Below are 17,374 nucleotides of genomic sequence, written 5' to 3' on the forward strand. Positions count from 1 at the left end.
GCCGGTGCCTGCGTCCGCCGCGCGGCCCGGGCCCGTCCGAGGACGAGCACCGGGAACGGGCCCGCGCGACCGTGCGGCAGCGGATCAAGGGGTGCCGACGCGTACGGCGGTGGTCGCCAAAGTGGTGTAGCGCATCGTGAAGCGGCCGCCCAGAGCGTCGATGGCACGGCCGACCGCGCCCAGTACCTCGGCCAGTCGGCCGGGACGGAGCCGGGTGAGGCCGCCGGTGGTGGGGAGCAGGTCCAGCCATTGGTCGCGCGTGCAGGACCGCTCCCAGTCGAATCGCCACTGTTCCGGATCGCTGAACCGCCCGGTCTCGCGGATCCTGTCGGCGATCTTCGCGTACCCCGCCCGGTACGTCTCCGGCGGACGTCGCGCCGGCCGGCCGGCGAACGGGGAGTCGGGCGCCACCCGACGGTAGGCGGCCGCGAACGGCTCGGCCACCTCGGCGGGCGGCTCGAATACGTGCCCGAAGATCGCCAGGCGCCCGTTCGGACGCAGCACCTCGGCCGCCTTCACGGCGCCGGCGACCGGATCCACCCAGTGCCACGACTGGGCGGCGATCAACGTGTCGAACGCTCGGCCGGCCGGTTCCCAGGCCTCGAAGGCCGCCACCTCGACCCGCAGGCCGCGGGCGCGCGCGAAGTCGGCCATCCGCGGATCCGGCTCGACGCCGAGCACGGTGCAACCGGCGGCCCGGAACTGGCGGGCCGCGATGCCGGTGCCGCAGCCGACGTCGAGCACGTCGGGCCCCGGGCTCCCGGCGACGATACGCGCCACCAGGTCATCGGGGTATCCGGGGCGGGCCCGGTCGTAGCGTCGCGCGTCCGTGCCGAACGATTCGGCCGTCCGCCGAGCCTGATGCGACTGTGCCGGTTCCGGCTGCTCTCGCGGTAAAGTGGGCATGCGTTCACTTTAGTGGGCAAGCACCCACATGCCGATGGGCGCCTGGAGTCCGACGTACGAGAGGATCCGTCGCGTGCCGACCGGGGTACACCTTCGCGACGCGCGGCAGCAGTTGTTCGACGCCGCCGAACGCGTGCTGCTGCGGGACGGCCCGAACGGGCTGACCAGCCGGGCCGTCACCGACGAGGCGGGCTGCGCCAAGGGCGTGCTGCACCGGCACTTCACCGACTTCGACGCTTTCCTCGCCGAGCTCGTGCTCGACCGGGCCGCGCAGCTCGAGACGCAGGCGCAGGCGCTGCGCGCGGCCGCCGGCACCGGCACCGTGGCCGACAACCTCACCGACGCGCTGGCCGGCCTGTTCGGACCGGTTCCCGTGGCGATCATCCCGCTCGTCACCTTCCGGGACGGGTTGCGTGCGCGGTTGCGGCAAGCCCGGCCCAAAGGCGGCATCGCGATCCTCGACCAGGTCAGGACCGCGGTCTCCGCTTACCTGGCCGACGAGCGGGCACGGGGCCGCATCGCGGCCGACGCCGACATCGACTCGCTCGCCCTGTCCCTGGTCGGAGGCGGGCACCTGCTGTTCGCAGACCGTGACTCGGGCCCGCCGACCACGGCGACCGTCGACAAGCTGGTGACCACGGTGCTCGCCGGCGTCGTGCAACGGCGGCCGCGCTGAACCCGGCTTGCGGCCCGCGGCGGGCGGTGAAGACGCAGCGGCCCGGCGCGAGACGTGCGGATCTCCCCCTCGGCCCGGTCCATGAACCCGCGCACGGCCTCACCCGGAGCGTCCCGGCGCCGCCCGCGGGATCGGAGCGGGCCATCGGCTCCCGCGCCGGGTCCTTGTCCGGGACGACGGCGGCCACCGGAGTTCGTCGACGCCGGACGAGGTCCCGCTTCGGGTACCGGGCGTCGTCGGGCGCGGAGTGCACCGCAGTGCTCGCGCAGTCGCCGCTGGGGTGCGCGGCCCTCGTCCTCAGCCCTCCCGGCCGATCCCCGGCGGTGCGGCGCGGACCTCGGCGTCCGGCGTCAGCCGCAGCCCGGCCGTGGCAAGGAAATCGGCGAGGTCGATCCAGCCGCCGTTGGTCCCGTCGTCCCATCTGGTCCAGAGTCTCGACTCCTCGCCGTCCCATGTGTCCGTGTCTTCACCCGGATGCTGCTCGACGGTTCCCTCGCCGTGCCGGTATCGCAGGGACAGGTACCGGCCCTTGGTTGCCCACGCATCCCACTGTGCCGGCCGGGCCCCGCAGGTCTGCACCACACGCGCGAGGAAAACGTCCTCGTGCAGGTGGGCCTCGACAGCGCCCAGGCGCTGATCGTGGGCGATCAGCAGGTCGTCGTCGAGACCGAGCAGGCGAACGCTCCCGCTGGGGAAGTGGAGCGCAAGACCGGCCGTGAAGTCGGCACGGCCGTCGTCGTAGCCGATCTCCCGGACCGAGCGGACCGGCTGCCCGACGAACCGGGTCAGCGCGATGTCCGGTGGATCGTCGGCCACCGAGACGTCGCCGTGCTCCGCCATCGCATACGGCCCGTGCGGCTGGTCGGCCCGCAGCGACAGCCCGGTCCCGGGGGTGTGGAACAGGACCGGGCCCAGTTCCTCCAGGTGCAGCCACAGGTGCAGCAGCGACGGTTCGCCGTCGGAGCAGTGGTGCCGAGCCGCGGTCACCCGCACCAGTCGCTTCCCGATCAGGTCGGCGGCGAGCAGTTCCTTGTCGTCGGTCACCAGCCGATGCTCGCACGGCCTCGCCACCGGCACACCCGACTTCTCGCGTCCACCGTCCGGGGCCGCCACAGGACCTGGTCCGGCCGGCTCGGCGCGTGGTGTCGTCCTCGGCGGCACGAAGGCGAGGGGGCCGGGGGCGACAAGGCGTCGGGAGTCGACGGGTCCCCGCCACCGCGAGCTCCATTGCCGTAGCTGTCCCACCGGCGCCGCCCTCTTCTCTTCCTGATCCGGCGGGCCGGGCACGGAGCGGACCAGCGCCCCGGAGTGCGCCGGCTTCTTCCGCATCGAGCACGGCGGCGCCGCGCCCCCCGTCCGCCGGAGGGCGTCTCCGACCCGACCGTCGCTCCCCCGATCCCCTGGGTCTGGCGTACCGCCGCCTCGGAAGGGATCCCGAGCGCCTCACCGCGTCCGTCCGCAGCGTCGACGCGCGGGTGGCGCAGGTCATCGACCGCGCCTGCGTGCCACGGCGGAGCCTCGCCCGCGTCGTCCGCCTGAACGACAACCAGAGGTCGATGAAGGAGATGGCCCGCGCGATGGGGGAACGGGCTGGACCGCACCAACGCGGAGCCGGCCCCGGACTGGGCCGCTGCGGCGGAGCCGACCGGCCCGTCTGCCTGCGGGCCCACCGGGAACGGGGTGAGCTGCGACCGGGCGACGTGGCGGCCCTGGCAGGCTTGGCCACCGGAATGCACTGGTTCCGCACGCTGATCGAGGTATGAGGTGACCCCCATGACGGACCATCGGACGGTACGCCGGGAGACCGTGTCGCTGAACGGCTTCTCCGGGACGCTGACCAGCCCCGCCGGCCTCGCCCAGGCGGCTCCCGCCGTCGTCCTCCTGCACCCGTTCGGCGCTTGGGACCGCGCCGGCTTCCTCCCGGACGAGGTGTCGGGCAACGGGCCCGTCCGGCTCTTCGACGACGTGGCCGCGGCCTGCGCCGCACGGGGCGCCGTGGTGCTCGGCTACGACAGCCGGTTCGTCACCGAGTCGTTCCAAGGGGGCGCGGGCTCGCCCCGGCTGACCTTCACCGGCCTGGTCGAGGACGCCGTGGCGGCCGTGAAGTGGCTCAGCGAGCGCGCCGAGGTCGACCCCGCCCGGGTCTGCCTGCTGGGGATCTCCATGGGGACCGAGGTCGCCCTCGCCGCCGCCGAGGAACTCGGCGCGCCCCACCGGCTGGTCCTGGTGGCCCCGGTGGCCGAGAGCTACGCGGTGCGCGGACGCTGGATGCACCTCCAGCGGCGCCAGGAATGGCTGGTGTCCGCGGGCTTCGTCGACGACGAGGGGAACGTCGACCTGGCGGCGGCGGCCCGCGACACCGTGGGGCGCAGCGGCTGGTGGGACGACTTCGACCTCCACGACCGCCTGGGAAGCCGGGTGCCGGCCGAGCGGCTGTGGGCGCACCTCACCGCCGAGTACGACACCGCCACCCGGCGCGCCCTGCACCACGGCGACGAGTCCGGCCCGGCCTCCTTCTGGCAGGACTGGTCCGCGCAGCCGCACGCCTACGAGCGGGCCGCCCGCGTCCCGGGCCCGCTGTCCCTGCACGTCGGCGCCGACGACTGGACCACCCCGCCCCGACAGGCCTGGCTGGTGCACGACTGCGCCACCGCCCACGGGGTCGACTCGACCCTGCGCAGCTACCCCGGTCTGGGACATCTGATGTCCAGGCCGCACGCCGACGGCACCCGCACCTACGGCCCCTTCGCGCCCGAGGTGCTCGACGCCCTCGCCCGCGACGTCACCGGCGTGCCCGGCACACCGCCCCGCCCGTGACCCGCCGACCGCTCCGCGAGGAACGGGGAGAACATGGCCGCCCTCACCCTGACCGGGCCGGCCGACGTACTCGACGGCTGCCACGGCGGTGGGCCTGATGTCCGGCCTGCCAGGCGTGGCAGGAGGGCCCGGGCCGCCTTCAGCGGCCGGCGCGACGCAGCGCCTCCCCGGGCGGTCCTCCCCCCTCGGGGAGGCGGACAGCGCGACCAGGTCGCGTCTGGGCCCCTCCGTGCCCCGCCTGCCGCGGTCGCTTCTGCGTCGCACCCGGCACTGTCCCCTCCGGAACCTCACGTCCCGGTTTCCAGGTGCCCGGCACCGGGGAGAGCCTCACCCCTCGGCGAGCCGCGCACCAGGGTGAGCGGCCCGGCGGCCGTGGGACGGCCCGGCCCTGCGTCACCCGGCCGGCCCAGCCGGCCGGGGCTGTTTTTTTCAGGTGCGGGAGCAGGGAGAGGCGGCCGGATCTGCTTCCTCGCTGCCGGAAGGAGCGGATCCCGTCGCTCCGGGAGACGGACGTGGCGCGGAAAGCCGGGGACCGAACAGCGCACCGAGCGGTGGAGAACCGGATAAACGGGAGGTAAAAGGTAACCGAAGGATCATTCTGCGCGGCTCCGGCCGCCTACGTCGCCGGAAGGGTCACCATCATGTCCACTCGTCACGCCACCCCCGCGGCTGGCCGGACCAGGGTGCAGCAGGCCGCCCTCGCCGTCGGTACGGTGTTCCTCCTGGTCGGCCTTCTCGGCTTCATCCCCGGTGTCACGACCGACTACGACACCATGCGGTTCGCCGAACACCACTCCGAGGCCAAGCTCCTGGGCCTGTTCCAGGTGTCGATCCTGCACAACATCGTCCACCTGCTGTTCGGCATCGCCGGCATCGCCATGGCCCGTGCGGCTTCCACGGCCCGCACGTTCCTCATCGGCGGCGGAGTGATCTACCTGCTCCTGTGGATCTACGGGCTGATCATCGACCTCGACAGCGCCGCGAACTTCGTTCCGGTCAACACGGCCGACAACTGGCTGCACTTCGTCCTGGGCATCGGCATGATCGCCCTGGGCGTCCTGCTCACCCGCCGCACCGCACCGGCCGCCCGCTGATTCCCGGCGGCCCGGGCCCGGCGGTGAGGACGACCGCGAACGGGGACGAGTCACCGCCCTCGAAGCGCGGCTCCCGCTCCGTCGGTTCCCCGCGGGGGCGCGGCGTCCGTTCGGCTCCGCGCCCGCCTGCGGCGACCGGCTCCCTGCCCGCATCGGGTCCCTTCACGCCCTGAAGCCCGGCGTCCTGCCCGCGGACGCCTGTGCGGGACGCGCCGCGGCCGCCTGGCCCGTCAGGCGGCGGGGCCGACGAGTTCGGACAGGACGTCCTCCATGGTGACGAAGCCGATCACGGTGCCCTTGTCGCCGGTGACGGCGGCGAGGTGGGTGCCGGTGGAGCGCATGGCGGTGAGGGCGTCGTCGAGCGGGGTGTCGATCTGCACCCGGGTCACGGGATGCAGGGCGGTGCGGGGGAAGGGCTTGTGCCGTTCGGGCACGCCGATGGCGTCCTTGATGTGCAGGTAGCCCATGACCGTGCCGCCGGGGCCCAGGACGGGCATCCGGGAGTAGCCGGCGCCTGTCGCCGCCTTCTCCAGCTGGGCGGGGGTGACGCGGTGGCCGACCGTGCTCATCCGGGCCAGCGGCACCAGGACCTCGCCGACCGGGCGGGTGCCGAGTTCCAGGGCGTCGCGCAGCCGTTCGCCGTCGGCGGGGTCGAGCAGGCCGGCCTGGCTGGAGTCGGCGACGAGGCGGGCGAGCTCGTCGTCGGTGAAGACGGCGGCGACCTCGTCCTTGGGTTCGACCCTCAGCATCCGCAGCAGGGTGTTGGCGAAGGCGTTGATGCCGAAGACGACGGGCTTGAGCGCACGGGTGAGCGCGACCAGCGGCGGGCCGAGGAACAGCGCGGTGGGCGCCGGGGCGGCCAGGGCGATGTTCTTGGGCACCATCTCGCCGAACAGCATGTGCAGGTACGTCGCCAGGGTCAGCGCGATGACGAAGGCGATCGGGTGGATGAGCCCCTCGGGCACGCCGATGGCGTGGAAGGGGGGTTCCAGCAGGTGGGCGATGGCCGGTTCGGCCACGGCGCCGAGCACGAGGGAGGAGACGGTGATGCCGAGCTGGGCGGTGGCCATCATCGCCGACAGGTGCTCGATCCCCCACAGGGTGGTCGCGGCGCGCCTGTTCCCGGCGTGGGCCTTGGGCTCGATCTGGCTGCGGCGCACCGAGATGAGGGCGAATTCGGCACCGACGAAGAAGGCGTTGGTGAGCAGGGTCAGGGCGCCGACGAGCAACTGGACGGCGGTCATCGGGCTGTCTCCTGCGTGACGTGGTCCGCCGCCGGGGCGGTGAGGGCGAGGCGGTCGGCGCGGTGGTGGTCGACGTCGAGGACGGTGATGTCCCATCCGTCGAAGTGCACGGTGTCTCCAGGTCGGGGGATGCGTTCCAGGAGGGTGGCGGTCAGGCCGGCGAGGGTCTCGTACGGTCCGTCCACGGCGCTCAGGCCGATCTCGGCGAGCTGGTCGACGCGGACACTGCCGTCGGCCTGCCAGACCCGGCGCCCCTCCTCGGTGACGGGACCGGGCAGCAGGTCGGGGACCTCCAGGGGGTCGTGTTCGTCACGGACCTCGCCGACGACCTCCTCGATGATGTCCTCGACGGTGGCGACGCCGGCGGTGCCGCCGTACTCGTCGATGACCACGGCCATGGTGCGCTGCGCGCGCAGCCGGGCCAGGAGCGTGTCGACGGGCAGGCTGTCGGGCACCAGCAGCGGCGGCGTGATCAGGTCGGTGACCGGTGTGGTGGCGCGCTGGTGCTCGTCCAGGGCGAGGACGTCGCGGATGTGGAGGGTGCCGATGATCTCGTCCAGGCTGTCCCAGTAGACGGGGAACCGCGACAGGCCGGTGGTGTGCGTGAGGCCGACCGCGTCCGCGGCGCTGGCGTGGGCTTCGAGGGCCTTGACGTCCACCCGCGGGGTCATGACGTTCTCGGCCGTCAGCTCCCCCAGGTGCAGCGTGCGGACGAACAGCTCGGCGGAGTCCTGCTCCAGCGCGCCCTGCGCGGCGGAGTGCCGGGCGAGGGCCACCAGCTCCTCCGGACTGCGGGCGTGGGCCAGCTCTTCGGCCGGCTCCAGGCCGAAGCGGCGCACGAAACGGTTGGCGGTGTTGTTCAGGTGCTCGATGAAGGGCCCGAAGACGGCGGTGAAGCCGCGCTGCGGGGCGGCGACGACCTTGGCCACGGCCAGCGGCCGGGAGATCGCCCAGTTCTTCGGGACCAGCTCGCCGACGACCATCAGCACCACGGTGGAGAGGGCGACGCCGAGCACGGTGGCGATCGTGGAAGCCGCGGCGCCCAGGCCGAGCGCGGTCAGCGGGCCGCGCAGCAGCGCGGCCAGGGACGGCTCGGCGAGCATACCGATCACCAGCGAGGTCACGGTGATGCCCAGCTGGGCTCCGGAGAGCTGGAAGGTCAGCCGCCTGACGGCCTTCAGGGCGCTGTCGGCGCCGCGCTCGCCGGCCGCGGCGGCCCGTTCGAGGTCGGCTCGTTCGACCGTGGTGAGGGAGAACTCGGCCGCGACGAACACCGCGCACGCGAGGGTCAGCGCCAGGGCGAGCAGGATCAGCAGGAACTCGGTCACCGTGCCACCCCCGCTTCACAGCTCGCTGTCGGACGGGGTCTGGCACGGCTCGGACTGGGGGGTTCACCCATTGCGGGTCTGCTGCTCCTTCGTCGTTCACCCGCCCCCGGCGGGGCGGAAGGTCTTCGTGGGAGGGGAGGTCTCCCCACCTCATGGTAAAGGGTCGGTAAAACTCCTTCGAGGCGTCTGGTCGCGGGGCGTTCTCACACCTTCGACGTCCCGGTGGCCCGAAAGCGCCTCGCCGACTCGACCTATCCTTCTACAGTCGTGTAGAAAAAGCGAGGGGGCGGTCCGGCGATTCCGGCCGTCCCCGGGTGCGCGCCCGGAACGGGGAGGCGGTGCGCGGTGAGCGGTCGGCGGCCCTGGCCGGACGAACGCGGCACCGCTGCCCTGCCGTGCCGCCGGGACGGCGGGACCCGCTCAGCGGTTCCCGCCGGGACGACACCGCCGTCGTCGTCCCCGGACGCCGGCTGCGGGGCCGCGCACCCCTGTTGTCGCACGTCATCGGCCTGGGAGGGCATACATGGTTTCGATCGATCTGGACACGGTGCTGGACAGGGCATGGGCGGACAAGCCGCTGGCCGAGGTCCTCGCCGCCCCCGTCTCGGCGCTGAAGGGGGTGTCCGACCGGGACGGCGAGCTGCTGAAGGAGGCGTTCGGCGTCACCACCGTCGCCGAGCTCGCCGAGCTGAAGTACGTCCGCTGGGCCCAGGCGCTGGCCGCGCTGGACACGGCGAAGTAGCCATCCCTCCGGCCGCGTGGTGCCGCGGACGCCTCGAGCCGAGGGCCCGCGGCACCACGCTCCGCAGATCTCACACATGAAGGAGTGAACGCCGCGATGGTGTTCAAGAAGTTGCTCGGCGCGCTCGGTGTGGGCGGCCCCACCGTGGACACGGTCCTCGACCCGGGCCCCGTACTGCCCGGCGGCAGCCTGACGGGCCAGGTGCACCTCCGGGGCGGCAGCGCCGACTTCGACATCGAACACGTCACCCTGGAGCTGGTGGCCCGGGTGGAGGCCGAGCACGACGGCGGCGAGGCCGAGGGCGTGGTGGTCTTCGGCCGGTTCACCGTCGCCGGCGGCTTCCGCCTGGCGGAGGGCGAGCAGCGCAGCGTGCCGTTCACGGTGGCGCTGCCCTGGGAGACGCCGGTCACGGAGCTGTACGGGCAGGCACTGGGCATCGTGCTCGGGGTGCGCACGGAGCTGGCGGTGGCCGGCGCGAAGGACAAGGGGGACCTCGATCCGCTGGCGGTTGCCCCGCTGCCCGTGCAGGAGGCGGTCCTCGAAGCCCTCGGCCGGCTCGGCTTCGGCTTCAAGTCCGCCGATCTGGAGTATGGGCACATCCGCGGCACCGGCCAGCAGCTGCCGTTCTACCAGGAGATCGAGCTCGTCCCCGCGCCCCAGTACGCGCACGCCATGCGGGAGCTGGAGGTCACCTTCCTGGCCAACCCCGGCGGCATGGAGGTCGTCCTGGAGGCCGACAAGCCCGGCGGGTTCTTCTCCTCCGGCCACGACGTCGTCAACCGGCACGTCGTCAGCCATGAGGGCGCCGCCCAGCGCGACTGGAGCACCGTCGTCGACGCCTGGATCCGCCAGCTGGTCGCCGGCCACGGTCACCACAGCGCCCCCGCCGCCTACGGACACGCGGACGCGTACCACTCCGACGGCCACCACGACGGCCACCACGGCGGTCACCACGGCGGTCACCGTTCCGGGCCCGGCATGGGCACCGCCGTCGCCGCGGGCGCGGCCGGGCTCGCCGTCGGCGTGGCCGGCGGGTTCGTCGCCGCCGAGGTCGTCGACGAGGTCGGCGACTTCCTCGAAGGCGACGACGAGGGCGACGAGGCCTGACCCGCCCCGCATGGCACAGGCCCGGGCCGGGCCGCCCCCGGCCCGGCCCGGGCGCCCCATGACGAGGAAGCTGCCCGTGGCCCTGTGGGACCGCGTCCGGGAGTCCGCATCAGCGATGCGGGCCCGGCTGACGGCGAGGAGGAACCACCCCGGGTCCGGCGCGTTCCGGGACGCCGCCTCGGCGATGTGCGCGCCCGTCGCCGCGGCCGACGGCACCGTCGACCCCGCCGAGCGCCGGCGCGTGGCGCAGTCGACCGCCACCAACGAGGTGCCGCAGACCTTCCACGCCGCCGGCCTCCGGCGCCGCTTCGAGGAGAACCTGGCCGAGCCGACGGCCGGCTTCGCCCTCGGCGGGGTCGGTGTCCCGCAGGAGATCGCCAAGGCCAGGAAGAAGCCCGCCGAAGCCCGCGCCGTCGTCCGGATCGGCATCGTCATCGGCGGTGCCGACGGTGACTTCGACAAGAGCGAACAGGCCGTCGTCCGCGAAGCCTGCCACGCCCTCGACCTGCCGCCCCACGAGTTCGACCGGTACCCGTGGTACCGGTGGGTCCAGCCGCACATCCCGTCGACCGTCGCGCGCAGGGCCCGGCTCGGTGAGGGTGTGTTCGACCCGCGGCGGGACGGTGGGGTGCACGGTGCGCTCGACCAGGCCGTTGCGCTCCGGCATGCGCAGGTTCCGGGTGAGCGTCTTGTGGCTGATGCCCTCGGTCTCGTTCCGCAGCCCGCTGAAGCGCAGGGTGCGGTCACCGAGGGCCTCGGCGATCGGGAACGCCCACTTGCCGGCGACGTCCGGGAGGATCCCCCGCGCCAGGGAGTCCGCACGCGCCGGGTCCGCGTCGGACAAGGCCGTGAACTGCTTGGTCACCGTCCGGTTCCTCAGTCACTGAAAAGTGCGTTCTTCCACGTCAGCGCTCACTCTCCTACGGTTCCCGAGTAACCACAAGAGACCGCGGCGTCTTCGCCGGGCCGACACGGCCCCGCAGGCGCCCAGGACGAGGAGGCGGACAGCATGGCCATCACTTCGGTGAACCCCGGTGGATTGCCCGAGGTCGGTGTCTACCGGCAGGTGTCGATCGCGTCGGGGTCGAGGATCGTCTTCGTCGCCGGGCAGGTCGCATGGGACGCCGGGGGGATCACGGTCGGCGAAGGCGATCTCGCCGCCCAGGTCGAGCAGTGCTACCTCAACATCGGCACCGCCCTGGCCGAGGTCGGCGGGTCCTTCGACGACGTGGCCAGACTGACCTTCTACGTCGTCGACTGGACCCCCGACAAGATGCCCTCGCTCCTGGAGGGGATCTCCCGGGCAACCGCACGGCTGGGGACCGCCTCGGCCCCGCCGGCCACGCTGATAGGCGTGGCCGCGCTGGACGTCCCCGACCACCTGGTCGAGATCGAGGCCACCGCGGTCCTCGACTGAACGGGCGCCCCCGCCCGCTGAGCGCCGAAGCGGCCGGCCACGGCGCTCGGCGGCCGGCGAAGGGCCGCCCCCCTGCCCCCGGCCCGCCGGCGGACGCCGGGCCGGGGGCCGGCGCGGTGGGCCGGCACCGGATGCGGTTTCCCGACGGGCGCCGGACCGTGCAGGCGGCATGATGTTCCTCATGTCCGCCCACCGAAAGGCCGATGCCGCGTAAGCGGCCCGGCGCGCCGCGCCGGGAACCGGTCCCCTCGTGCGGCCGAGGCCGCCGGCCGCCGTGCCGACGGTGCCCGGAACCCGCCGGATCACGTCCCCGCCGGACGCGCCAGCGCGTCGACGGTCGCGGAGAACAGCCGCGGCAGCCGCTGTGCCGCGGGTACCAGCGCCGCGCGGACGGGGGGCACCCTGGTCGCGGCGAGCAGCGCATGGGTCAGCCAGCGGTAGCGCCGGGTGAGTCGCCGCCACTCCCGTTCGTAGGCCGCCAGGTCGCCGCCGACGACCGCCCGCACCGCCGCCGACGCCTGTGCGAGGGCCAGCGCGATGCCCTCGCCGGTCAGCGCGTCCACGTAGCCGGCCGCGTCGCCGACGAGCAGCACCCGCCCGGCGGTGCGCGCGCTCGCGCCCTGGCGGAGCGGGCCCGCCCCGCGCACCGGTCCGGCGGTCCCGGCTCCGGCCAGCCGCTCCCGCAGCTCGGGGAAGGCGGCGAGGTGGTCGTCGTACGTTCCGCGGCCGGCGGTGAGCATCGCGACGCCCACGAGGCCGTCGGCCACCGGGGTCACATAGGCCTCCGCGTCACGGGCCCAGTGCACCTCGACGCGGTCGCTCCACGGGGTGAGCGCGTAGTGGCGCCGCAGCCCGTGCCGCCGGCGGGCCCGGCGCGGCCGGTGCAGCCCCAGGGCCCGGCGGATCGGCGAGTGCAGGCCGTCGGCGGCGACGAGATGGCCGGCCCGGATGCCGTCGACCACCACACCGGTCCCGTCCTGCCCGACACGGCGCACCGTGCGCTGCTCGATCCGCACGCCCGCGGCCAGCACCGCCTCGCGCAGCGCCGCGTGCAGCGCGGTACGCCGCACCCCGCGGCCCGGACCCGCCCGGAAGTCGGCGTCGGCCCGGCGCGGCCCGGCGACGTACCGGACGCCCCGCAGGTCGTGCCCCGGCGGATGGACGCCGAGCGCCGCCAGGGCGGCGACGGCGCCCGGCATCAGCCCTTCGCCGCACGCCTTGTCGACGGTGCCGGCGCGCTGCTCCCAGACGGTCGCCTCCAGCCCCGCCCGGGCCGCGTGCAGGGCCGTGGCCAGACCCGCGGGTCCCCCGCCCACGACGAGCAGGTCCATGCGCATCTCCTCAGGCCAGCCGCGCCAGGGCGGCGTCCTCGGCGCGGATGCGGGTGGCGAGCAGGAACCCGTTCAGCACGGTGAAGACGGCCGCCGTGATCCAGGCCGAGTGCACCAGCGGGAGCGCGAGCCCCTCGACGACGACGGCGACGTAGTTCGGGTGCGGGAGGCGGCGGTAGGGGCCGCCGGTCACGCGCGGGGCGCCGGGCACGACGATCACCCGGGTGTTCCACTGCCGGCCCAGGGTGGCGATGCACCACCAGCGCAGCGCCTGCGCGGCCGCGACGAGGGCGAGCATGGTCCAGGCGAGGACCGGTGCGGCGTCCGGCCGGCGCACCCACACCTCCACGAGCGCGCCGGCCAGCAGACCCGTGTGCAGCGCCACCATGAACGGGTAGTGTCCCCGCCCGGACTCCACGCCGCCCCGCGCGAGGCTCCAGGCGGCGTTGCGGCGGGACACCACCAGCTCGGCGACCCGTTCCAGACCGACGGCCAGGACCAGGACGGTGAACAGGACCTGGCCGGTCATCCCTCCTCCCCCGGGGCGCGCAGCAGCACGAGCTCGGAGCAGAACCCCGGGCCCATGGCGAGCATGAGCCCGTGGGAGCCGGGCCGGGGCGGGCGGTCGGCGAGCGTGTCCGCCAGGACGTGCAGCACCGAGGAGGAGGACAGGTTGCCGACCCGCCGCAGCGAGTCCCAGGTGACGCCCAGGGCGTCCCGCCCGACTCCGAGAGCGTCCTGCAGCGCCTCGATGACCTTGGGACCGCCGGGGTGCGCGACGTACCAGCCGAGGTCGTCGCCGGTCAGTCCGTGGTCGGCGAGGAAGCCGCGCACGTCGTCGCCGACGTACCGGCGCACCAGGTCGGGGACCGAGGAGTCCAGCACGATCCTGAAGCCGCCGGGACCGATGTCCCAGCCCATCGTGCGTTCCGAGTCGGGGTAGAGGCGGCTGCGCGAGGCGAGCACCTGGGGGTGGGCGGGGTCGTCGGACCGCGCGAGCGGGTGCCCGGGCCCGACGGCGACCACCGCCGCGGCGCCGTCCCCGAACAGGCCGCTCGCCACGAGGTGGGCGGCCGAGGTGTCCTCGCGCTGGAGCGTGAGCGAGCACAGCTCGACCGACATCAGCACCGCGACCCCGTCCGGGCGGCCGCGCAGCAGATCGTGCAGGCGTGCGACGCCGGCCGCGCCGGCGACGCAGCCGAGGCCGACGAGGGGCAGCCGCACCACGTCGGGGCGGAGCCCGATCCGTTCCGCGACGCGGGCCTCGAGCGTGGGGACGGCCAGTCCGGTCACCGTGCACGACACGATGTAGTCGACGTCGGCCGGTGTGAGGCCGGCGTCCTTGAGCGCGTCGACGACCGCGCGCCCGCCGAGCTCGACGCCGGCCCGGATGAAGACGTCGTTCGACCGGCCGAAGTCCCCGAGCCGGGCGTACTCCTCCAGCGGGAGCACGCTGTGCCGGGTCTCGACGCACGCGTTGCGGTGGAACCGCTCGACGACGCCGCGGTCGACCGTGCCCCCGGCCAGCATGGTGGTGAAGGACTCGGTGATCTCCTGCTGCCGGTGGCGGTGTTCGGGAAGGACACCGCGGACGCTGAGGATGCGCGTGGTCATGCTGGCTCCTGAGGTCGGCCGGTCGGACGGGCGGGGGTGAGGAGCGCCCGGCCGAGGCCGAGCGCGACGGTGGGGGTGAGCCGGCCGCAGGCGAGACCGAGTTCGACGAGGTCGTCGAAGACGCGCTGGTCGGCGGCCGCTGCCCGCAGCCCGGCCTCGACGAGGCGCGGGCTGCGGGCGAGCCGGGCGGCCAGGGCGGTGTGGCGCAGGTGGGGCAGCAGGATCCGGCGGGTGGCGCGGGCGTACCGCTCCCCCGCCCGGTCGGGCCGCCCCTCGCGCAGGGCCGCGGCGGTGGCCCGGCCGGCCGCGATGCCGGTGGCCACGGCGCGGTGGATGCCCTCCCCGGTCAGCGGGTTCACCAGGCAGGCGGCGTCGCCCGCGAGCAGTACGCGGCCGGCCGGGAGGCGCCGGCGCGCCGTCGAGAGCGGCAGGTGGTGCCCGATCCAGTGCCGCCCGCCCCCGGTGGCGCCGGGCAGCAGCGCCTCGAGGCGTTCGAGCAGGTGGGCCCGGGTGGGTGCCGGGCGGTCCGCGTGGAGGAGCTCGCCGTACCCGACGTTCGCGAGGCCGTCACCGCGGTCGAAGGACCAGGCGTACGAGGGCTGGTTCCGGGTGCCGAACTCGATGACCTGCGCGCCGCGCCGCCCGGGTGCGACCGGGGCGTAGCCGCGCAGCGCCAGGGCCACCGGGCCGCGGGGCCGGCCGAGCGCGCGCCGGACGGCCGAGTGGGCGCCGTCGGCGCCGACCACGACCGCGGCGGACACCTCCCCGTCCAGGACCACCGCGTCGGCGCGCTGCCGCAGCTCGCGCACGCGGTGCCGCAGGAGGCGGGCGCCGGCGGCGACGGCCGCGTCGACCAGTCGGGCGTCGAGGATCCGGCGCGGCACCACCCACGCCGGGCGGGCCGTCCGCCGCTCGGCGACCAGACCGCCGCGGCCGAGACGGAGGCGGTCGACCGGGACCCGGTCGCCGACGACGCCGGTGACGCCGACCTCGGCGAGGAGGTCGAGGACGTGCGGGCCCACCCCGTCGCCGCACGCCTTGTCCCGCGGGAAGTCCGCCCGGTCCAGGAGGACGACGCGCAGCCCCGGGTCGGCGTGCAACGCGCCCAGGGCGGCGGCGGCACCGGCCGGTCCGGCGCCGACCACCGCGAGGTCCCAGTGGGCGGGGGCCGGCGCCATCAGCCGGCCGCCACGAGCAGCACGACGTCGAGCAGGGCGATGGCCACCGCGGCCCGGAAGGGGGCACGGCCGCGGGCGGCCGACGTGAGCACCACGAGGACCGCCACCAGTGCGAGGACCGCCCACGTCCATGCCGGAGGGGATCCTGCGGGACCGAACACGGCCAGCAGCGAGGCGGCGGACAGCAGCACGACGGCCAGGACGCGCGAGGGGCGCTCGCCGATCTGGTGCGGCAGGCCGCGGACGCCGGTGCGCGCGTCGTCGGCGAGGTCGGGCAGCGCATTGAGCAGGTGGGCCCCGACGCCGAGCGCGGCGCCGGCGCCGGTCGCCCACAGGGGCGCCCAGGCGGGGGCGGGACCGGCGAGGGTGACGACCGAGGGCAGTGTCCCGAAGGCACTGGCGTACGGCACCCACGACCACCGGGTCGCCTTGAGCCCCAGGTTGTAGGCGTGGCCCGCGCCGGCGCCGAGGACGACGTTGACCAGCGCGCCGCGCCAGCCGACGAGCGCGGACAGCACGAGGCAGGCGAGCGCGGACACGGCCAGGGCGCGCACCGCCCAGCCGGCCGGGAGGGCTCCGGTGACCAGTGGTTTGTCGGTGCGGCCGACGGCGCGGTCGCGGGGCAGGTCGCGCAGGTCGTTGGCCCAGCCGATGGTGAGCTGGCCGGTGAGCACCGCCGCGGTGACGACGGCGGCGTCGAGCGGGCGCAGGTCGCTGCGGAGCGCGAGCAGACCCGTGACGGCGCCGACCGCCAGGGCGGGCCCGCCGTGGGCGGCGGCGAGCAGCGCGCGCAGGGGCGGCGGCCCGGGGCGTGCCGGGGCCGCGCCGGCGGTCACGGGCGCCGCCGCACGGCGACCGGTCCGCGCCGGGCCGCGTCGCCGGGCGCGCCGAGGACGGTGCGGGGGCGCAGCACGGGTGTCCGGCCGGACGCGGCCCGTCTCATGCCCTCGATCACCTCGGCGATCACCTGCGGCCCGTCCTTGGCCGGGGTCCAGTCGAGTTCCGTGCGGGCGCGGGTCGTGTCCAGCGTCGGGAGCGCGAAGCCCATGTCGAGCCACCCGGTGTCGACCGGCTGCAGATGCGCGTGCCAGGCGGCCGACATGGCGGCGCGGACCACCGCGGAGGGCACGTGCACCAGTCTGGCGCCGAGCGCGTCCGCGAGGACCGCCGCGGTCACGGGCGGGTCGGCGGCGAGGTTGAACGGGCCGCCCGCGCGCCGGTGGAGCACCGCGACGATCGCCTCGGCGACGTCGTCGGTGTGGACCATCGGGATGGTCAGCCGCCGGTCCATCGGCAGGATCGGCAGCAGGTCGAGCGCCTTGGGCGGCACGAGGGCGGGCACGCCGTACCTGAGCAGGGCGCTGCCGGCGGCGCGTTGCCCGACGATCCCCGGCCGGAGGCGGGTGACGAGCGTGCCGGCGCCGGAGGCCTCGTGCCGGTCGAGGAGGCGCTCGGCCGCCGCCTTGTGCCGGCTGTAGCGGGAGCTGCGCACGCCCCCGGTGGGCCAGGACTCGTCGACCGGACGGTCGTCCCTCTTCGGGGAGTAGGCGCCGACCGAGGACATGTGGACCAGGTGCGGGACACCGGTTCCGGCGACGGCCCGGAGCACGCGGCGGGTGCCGCCGACGCCGAGCTCGGCGAGGTAGGCGAGATCGTGGGACGGCTGGAAGCCCCACGCCAGGTGGACGACCGCGTCCGCGCCGGTGAACGCCTCGACGAGCGTGTCGTGGCAGGCGTCGGTGCTGAGGTCCGCCGGGCGCCAGTCGACCCCACGGCCGTCGGGGCCCTCGGGCAGCCGCCGGGCCAGGCCCACGAGGTCGTGCGTGCCCTCGGCACGCAGGCGTTGCACGACGACGGACCCGATGTTCCCGGTCGCCCCGGTGATCACGATGCGCATGCAGGATGGGGTGCCCCGTCGCT

17 protein-coding genes and 2 pseudogenes are annotated in these 17,374 nt (G+C 74.9%); 8 read left to right on the forward strand and 11 right to left on the reverse strand.

What is annotated here, in order from left to right; translation table 11 throughout:
* Nucleotides 1-84 precede the first annotated feature (84 nt).
* Nucleotides 85-906 (reverse strand): class I SAM-dependent methyltransferase, encoded by an 822-nt coding sequence (locus tag ABD363_RS27650; RefSeq protein WP_344608333.1) that lies wholly within the window; start codon nucleotides 904-906, stop codon nucleotides 85-87.
* A gap of 73 nt (nucleotides 907-979) precedes the next feature.
* On the opposite strand from ABD363_RS27650, the gene ABD363_RS27655 reads away from it, so the two are divergent.
* Nucleotides 980-1,582 (forward strand): TetR/AcrR family transcriptional regulator, encoded by a 603-nt coding sequence (locus ABD363_RS27655; RefSeq protein WP_344608335.1) that lies wholly within the window; start codon nucleotides 980-982, stop codon nucleotides 1,580-1,582.
* 297 nt (nucleotides 1,583-1,879) lie between these two features.
* Here the strand turns inward: ABD363_RS27655 and ABD363_RS27660 are convergent, their stop codons facing one another.
* On the reverse strand, nucleotides 1,880-2,626 hold the full coding sequence (locus ABD363_RS27660; RefSeq protein WP_344608337.1) for a hypothetical protein: 747 nt from the start codon (nucleotides 2,624-2,626) through the stop codon (nucleotides 1,880-1,882).
* A gap of 431 nt (nucleotides 2,627-3,057) precedes the next feature.
* Between ABD363_RS27660 and ABD363_RS27665 the strand changes: the two genes are divergently transcribed.
* The 3 genes from ABD363_RS27665 to ABD363_RS27675 all read left to right on the forward strand — a co-directional run bounded on the left by ABD363_RS27665 (nucleotide 3,058) and on the right by ABD363_RS27675 (nucleotide 5,493).
* A complete protein-coding gene (locus ABD363_RS27665) occupies nucleotides 3,058-3,345 on the forward strand; it encodes a 3-oxoacyl-[acyl-carrier-protein] synthase III C-terminal domain-containing protein (RefSeq protein ID WP_344608339.1) in 288 nt (95 codons plus the stop codon).
* Nucleotides 3,346-3,355: 10 nt separating this feature from the next.
* Nucleotides 3,356-4,399, forward strand: a complete 1,044-nt coding sequence (locus tag ABD363_RS27670; protein WP_344608341.1) for an alpha/beta hydrolase family protein — start codon at nucleotides 3,356-3,358, stop codon at nucleotides 4,397-4,399.
* Between the two features lie 641 nt (nucleotides 4,400-5,040).
* Nucleotides 5,041-5,493 (forward strand): DUF4383 domain-containing protein, encoded by a 453-nt coding sequence (locus ABD363_RS27675; RefSeq protein WP_344608343.1) that lies wholly within the window; start codon nucleotides 5,041-5,043, stop codon nucleotides 5,491-5,493.
* 230 nt (nucleotides 5,494-5,723) lie between these two features.
* On the opposite strand, the gene ABD363_RS27680 is transcribed toward ABD363_RS27675, so the two are convergent.
* Entirely contained in the window at nucleotides 5,724-6,737 is a 1,014-nt protein-coding gene (locus ABD363_RS27680) for a hemolysin family protein (RefSeq protein WP_344608345.1), read from the reverse strand.
* A complete protein-coding gene (locus tag ABD363_RS27685) occupies nucleotides 6,734-8,065 on the reverse strand; it encodes a hemolysin family protein (protein ID WP_344608347.1) in 1,332 nt (443 codons plus the stop codon). Before ABD363_RS27685 ends, ABD363_RS27680 begins: the two co-directional genes overlap by 4 nt.
* Before the next feature lie 523 nt (nucleotides 8,066-8,588).
* Between ABD363_RS27685 and ABD363_RS27690 the strand changes: the two genes are divergently transcribed.
* From ABD363_RS27690 to ABD363_RS27700, 3 genes and pseudogenes are all read left to right on the forward strand, one after another.
* Nucleotides 8,589-8,807 carry a hypothetical protein gene (locus ABD363_RS27690; RefSeq protein WP_344608349.1) on the forward strand — a complete coding sequence of 73 codons (219 nt, stop codon included), beginning with the start codon at nucleotides 8,589-8,591 and terminating at the stop codon, nucleotides 8,805-8,807.
* A 96-nt stretch (nucleotides 8,808-8,903) separates the two neighbouring features.
* Nucleotides 8,904-9,914 (forward strand): sporulation protein, encoded by a 1,011-nt coding sequence (locus tag ABD363_RS27695; RefSeq protein WP_344608351.1) that lies wholly within the window; start codon nucleotides 8,904-8,906, stop codon nucleotides 9,912-9,914.
* A 76-nt stretch (nucleotides 9,915-9,990) separates the two neighbouring features.
* Nucleotides 9,991-10,440: pseudogene (locus ABD363_RS27700) on the forward strand (tellurite resistance TerB family protein); the annotation flags it as partial.
* A gap of 2 nt (nucleotides 10,441-10,442) precedes the next feature.
* On the opposite strand, the pseudogene ABD363_RS27705 reads toward ABD363_RS27700, so the two are convergent.
* Nucleotides 10,443-10,779 (reverse strand): annotated as a pseudogene (locus tag ABD363_RS27705) (winged helix-turn-helix transcriptional regulator); the annotation flags it as partial.
* A 144-nt stretch (nucleotides 10,780-10,923) separates the two neighbouring features.
* Between ABD363_RS27705 and ABD363_RS27710 the strand changes: the two are divergent.
* Entirely contained in the window at nucleotides 10,924-11,331 is a 408-nt protein-coding gene (locus tag ABD363_RS27710) for a RidA family protein (RefSeq protein WP_344608353.1), read from the forward strand.
* A gap of 302 nt (nucleotides 11,332-11,633) precedes the next feature.
* On the opposite strand, the gene ABD363_RS27715 is transcribed toward ABD363_RS27710, so the two are convergent.
* Genes ABD363_RS27715 through ABD363_RS27740 form a run of 6 tightly spaced genes read right to left on the reverse strand, consistent with a single transcriptional unit; the run spans nucleotide 11,634 to nucleotide 17,351 of the window.
* On the reverse strand, nucleotides 11,634-12,662 hold the full coding sequence (locus ABD363_RS27715) for an NAD(P)/FAD-dependent oxidoreductase (protein WP_344608355.1): 1,029 nt from the start codon (nucleotides 12,660-12,662) through the stop codon (nucleotides 11,634-11,636).
* Nucleotides 12,663-12,672: 10 nt separating this feature from the next.
* The gene (locus ABD363_RS27720; RefSeq protein ID WP_344608358.1) at nucleotides 12,673-13,191 is read right to left on the reverse strand and encodes an isoprenylcysteine carboxyl methyltransferase family protein; all 519 of its coding nucleotides are present in this window, start codon (nucleotides 13,189-13,191) and stop codon (nucleotides 12,673-12,675) included.
* Complete coding sequence (locus tag ABD363_RS27725; protein ID WP_344608360.1) at nucleotides 13,188-14,276, reverse strand: type III polyketide synthase; 1,089 nt, start codon at nucleotides 14,274-14,276, stop codon at nucleotides 13,188-13,190. The genes ABD363_RS27720 and ABD363_RS27725 overlap by 4 nt, the downstream gene beginning before the upstream one ends.
* Nucleotides 14,273-15,454: an NAD(P)/FAD-dependent oxidoreductase gene (locus ABD363_RS27730; RefSeq protein ID WP_344608362.1), complete on the reverse strand. Its 1,182-nt coding sequence runs from the start codon at nucleotides 15,452-15,454 to the stop codon at nucleotides 14,273-14,275. Before ABD363_RS27730 ends, ABD363_RS27725 begins: the two co-directional genes overlap by 4 nt.
* Nucleotides 15,454-16,290, reverse strand: coding sequence for a UbiA family prenyltransferase (locus ABD363_RS27735; RefSeq protein WP_344608364.1), 837 nt, complete (start codon nucleotides 16,288-16,290; stop codon nucleotides 15,454-15,456). The genes ABD363_RS27730 and ABD363_RS27735 overlap by 1 nt, the downstream gene beginning before the upstream one ends.
* Nucleotides 16,287-17,351: an NAD-dependent epimerase/dehydratase family protein gene (locus tag ABD363_RS27740; protein WP_344608366.1), complete on the reverse strand. Its 1,065-nt coding sequence runs from the start codon at nucleotides 17,349-17,351 to the stop codon at nucleotides 16,287-16,289. Before ABD363_RS27740 ends, ABD363_RS27735 begins: the two co-directional genes overlap by 4 nt.
* Nucleotides 17,352-17,374: the final 23 nt, after the last annotated feature.

The sequence above is a fragment of the Streptomyces glaucus genome (assembly GCF_039533365.1).
GTDB classification, from domain to species: Bacteria; Actinomycetota; Actinomycetes; order Streptomycetales; family Streptomycetaceae; genus Streptomyces; species Streptomyces glaucus.

Excerpts from the sequence above, each read along its gene's own strand:
- ABD363_RS27725 (WP_344608360.1), bottom strand. The coding sequence starts at position 14,276 with ATGACCACGCGCATCCTCAGCGTCCGCGGTGTCCTTCCCGAACACCGC.
- ABD363_RS27680 (WP_344608345.1), bottom strand. The coding sequence starts at position 6,737 with ATGACCGCCGTCCAGTTGCTCGTCGGCGCCCTGACCCTGCTCACCAAC.
- ABD363_RS27710 (WP_344608353.1), top strand. The coding sequence starts at position 10,924 with ATGGCCATCACTTCGGTGAACCCCGGTGGATTGCCCGAGGTCGGTGTC.
- ABD363_RS27720 (WP_344608358.1), bottom strand. The coding sequence starts at position 13,191 with ATGACCGGCCAGGTCCTGTTCACCGTCCTGGTCCTGGCCGTCGGTCTG.
- ABD363_RS27690 (WP_344608349.1), top strand. The coding sequence starts at position 8,589 with ATGGTTTCGATCGATCTGGACACGGTGCTGGACAGGGCATGGGCGGAC.
- ABD363_RS27695 (WP_344608351.1), top strand. The coding sequence starts at position 8,904 with ATGGTGTTCAAGAAGTTGCTCGGCGCGCTCGGTGTGGGCGGCCCCACC.
- ABD363_RS27675 (WP_344608343.1), top strand. The coding sequence starts at position 5,041 with ATGTCCACTCGTCACGCCACCCCCGCGGCTGGCCGGACCAGGGTGCAG.
- ABD363_RS27730 (WP_344608362.1), bottom strand. The coding sequence starts at position 15,454 with ATGGCGCCGGCCCCCGCCCACTGGGACCTCGCGGTGGTCGGCGCCGGA.
- ABD363_RS27715 (WP_344608355.1), bottom strand. The coding sequence starts at position 12,662 with ATGGACCTGCTCGTCGTGGGCGGGGGACCCGCGGGTCTGGCCACGGCC.
- ABD363_RS27670 (WP_344608341.1), top strand. The coding sequence starts at position 3,356 with ATGACGGACCATCGGACGGTACGCCGGGAGACCGTGTCGCTGAACGGC.
- ABD363_RS27740 (WP_344608366.1), bottom strand. The coding sequence starts at position 17,351 with ATGCGCATCGTGATCACCGGGGCGACCGGGAACATCGGGTCCGTCGTC.
- ABD363_RS27650 (WP_344608333.1), bottom strand. The coding sequence starts at position 906 with ATGCCCACTTTACCGCGAGAGCAGCCGGAACCGGCACAGTCGCATCAG.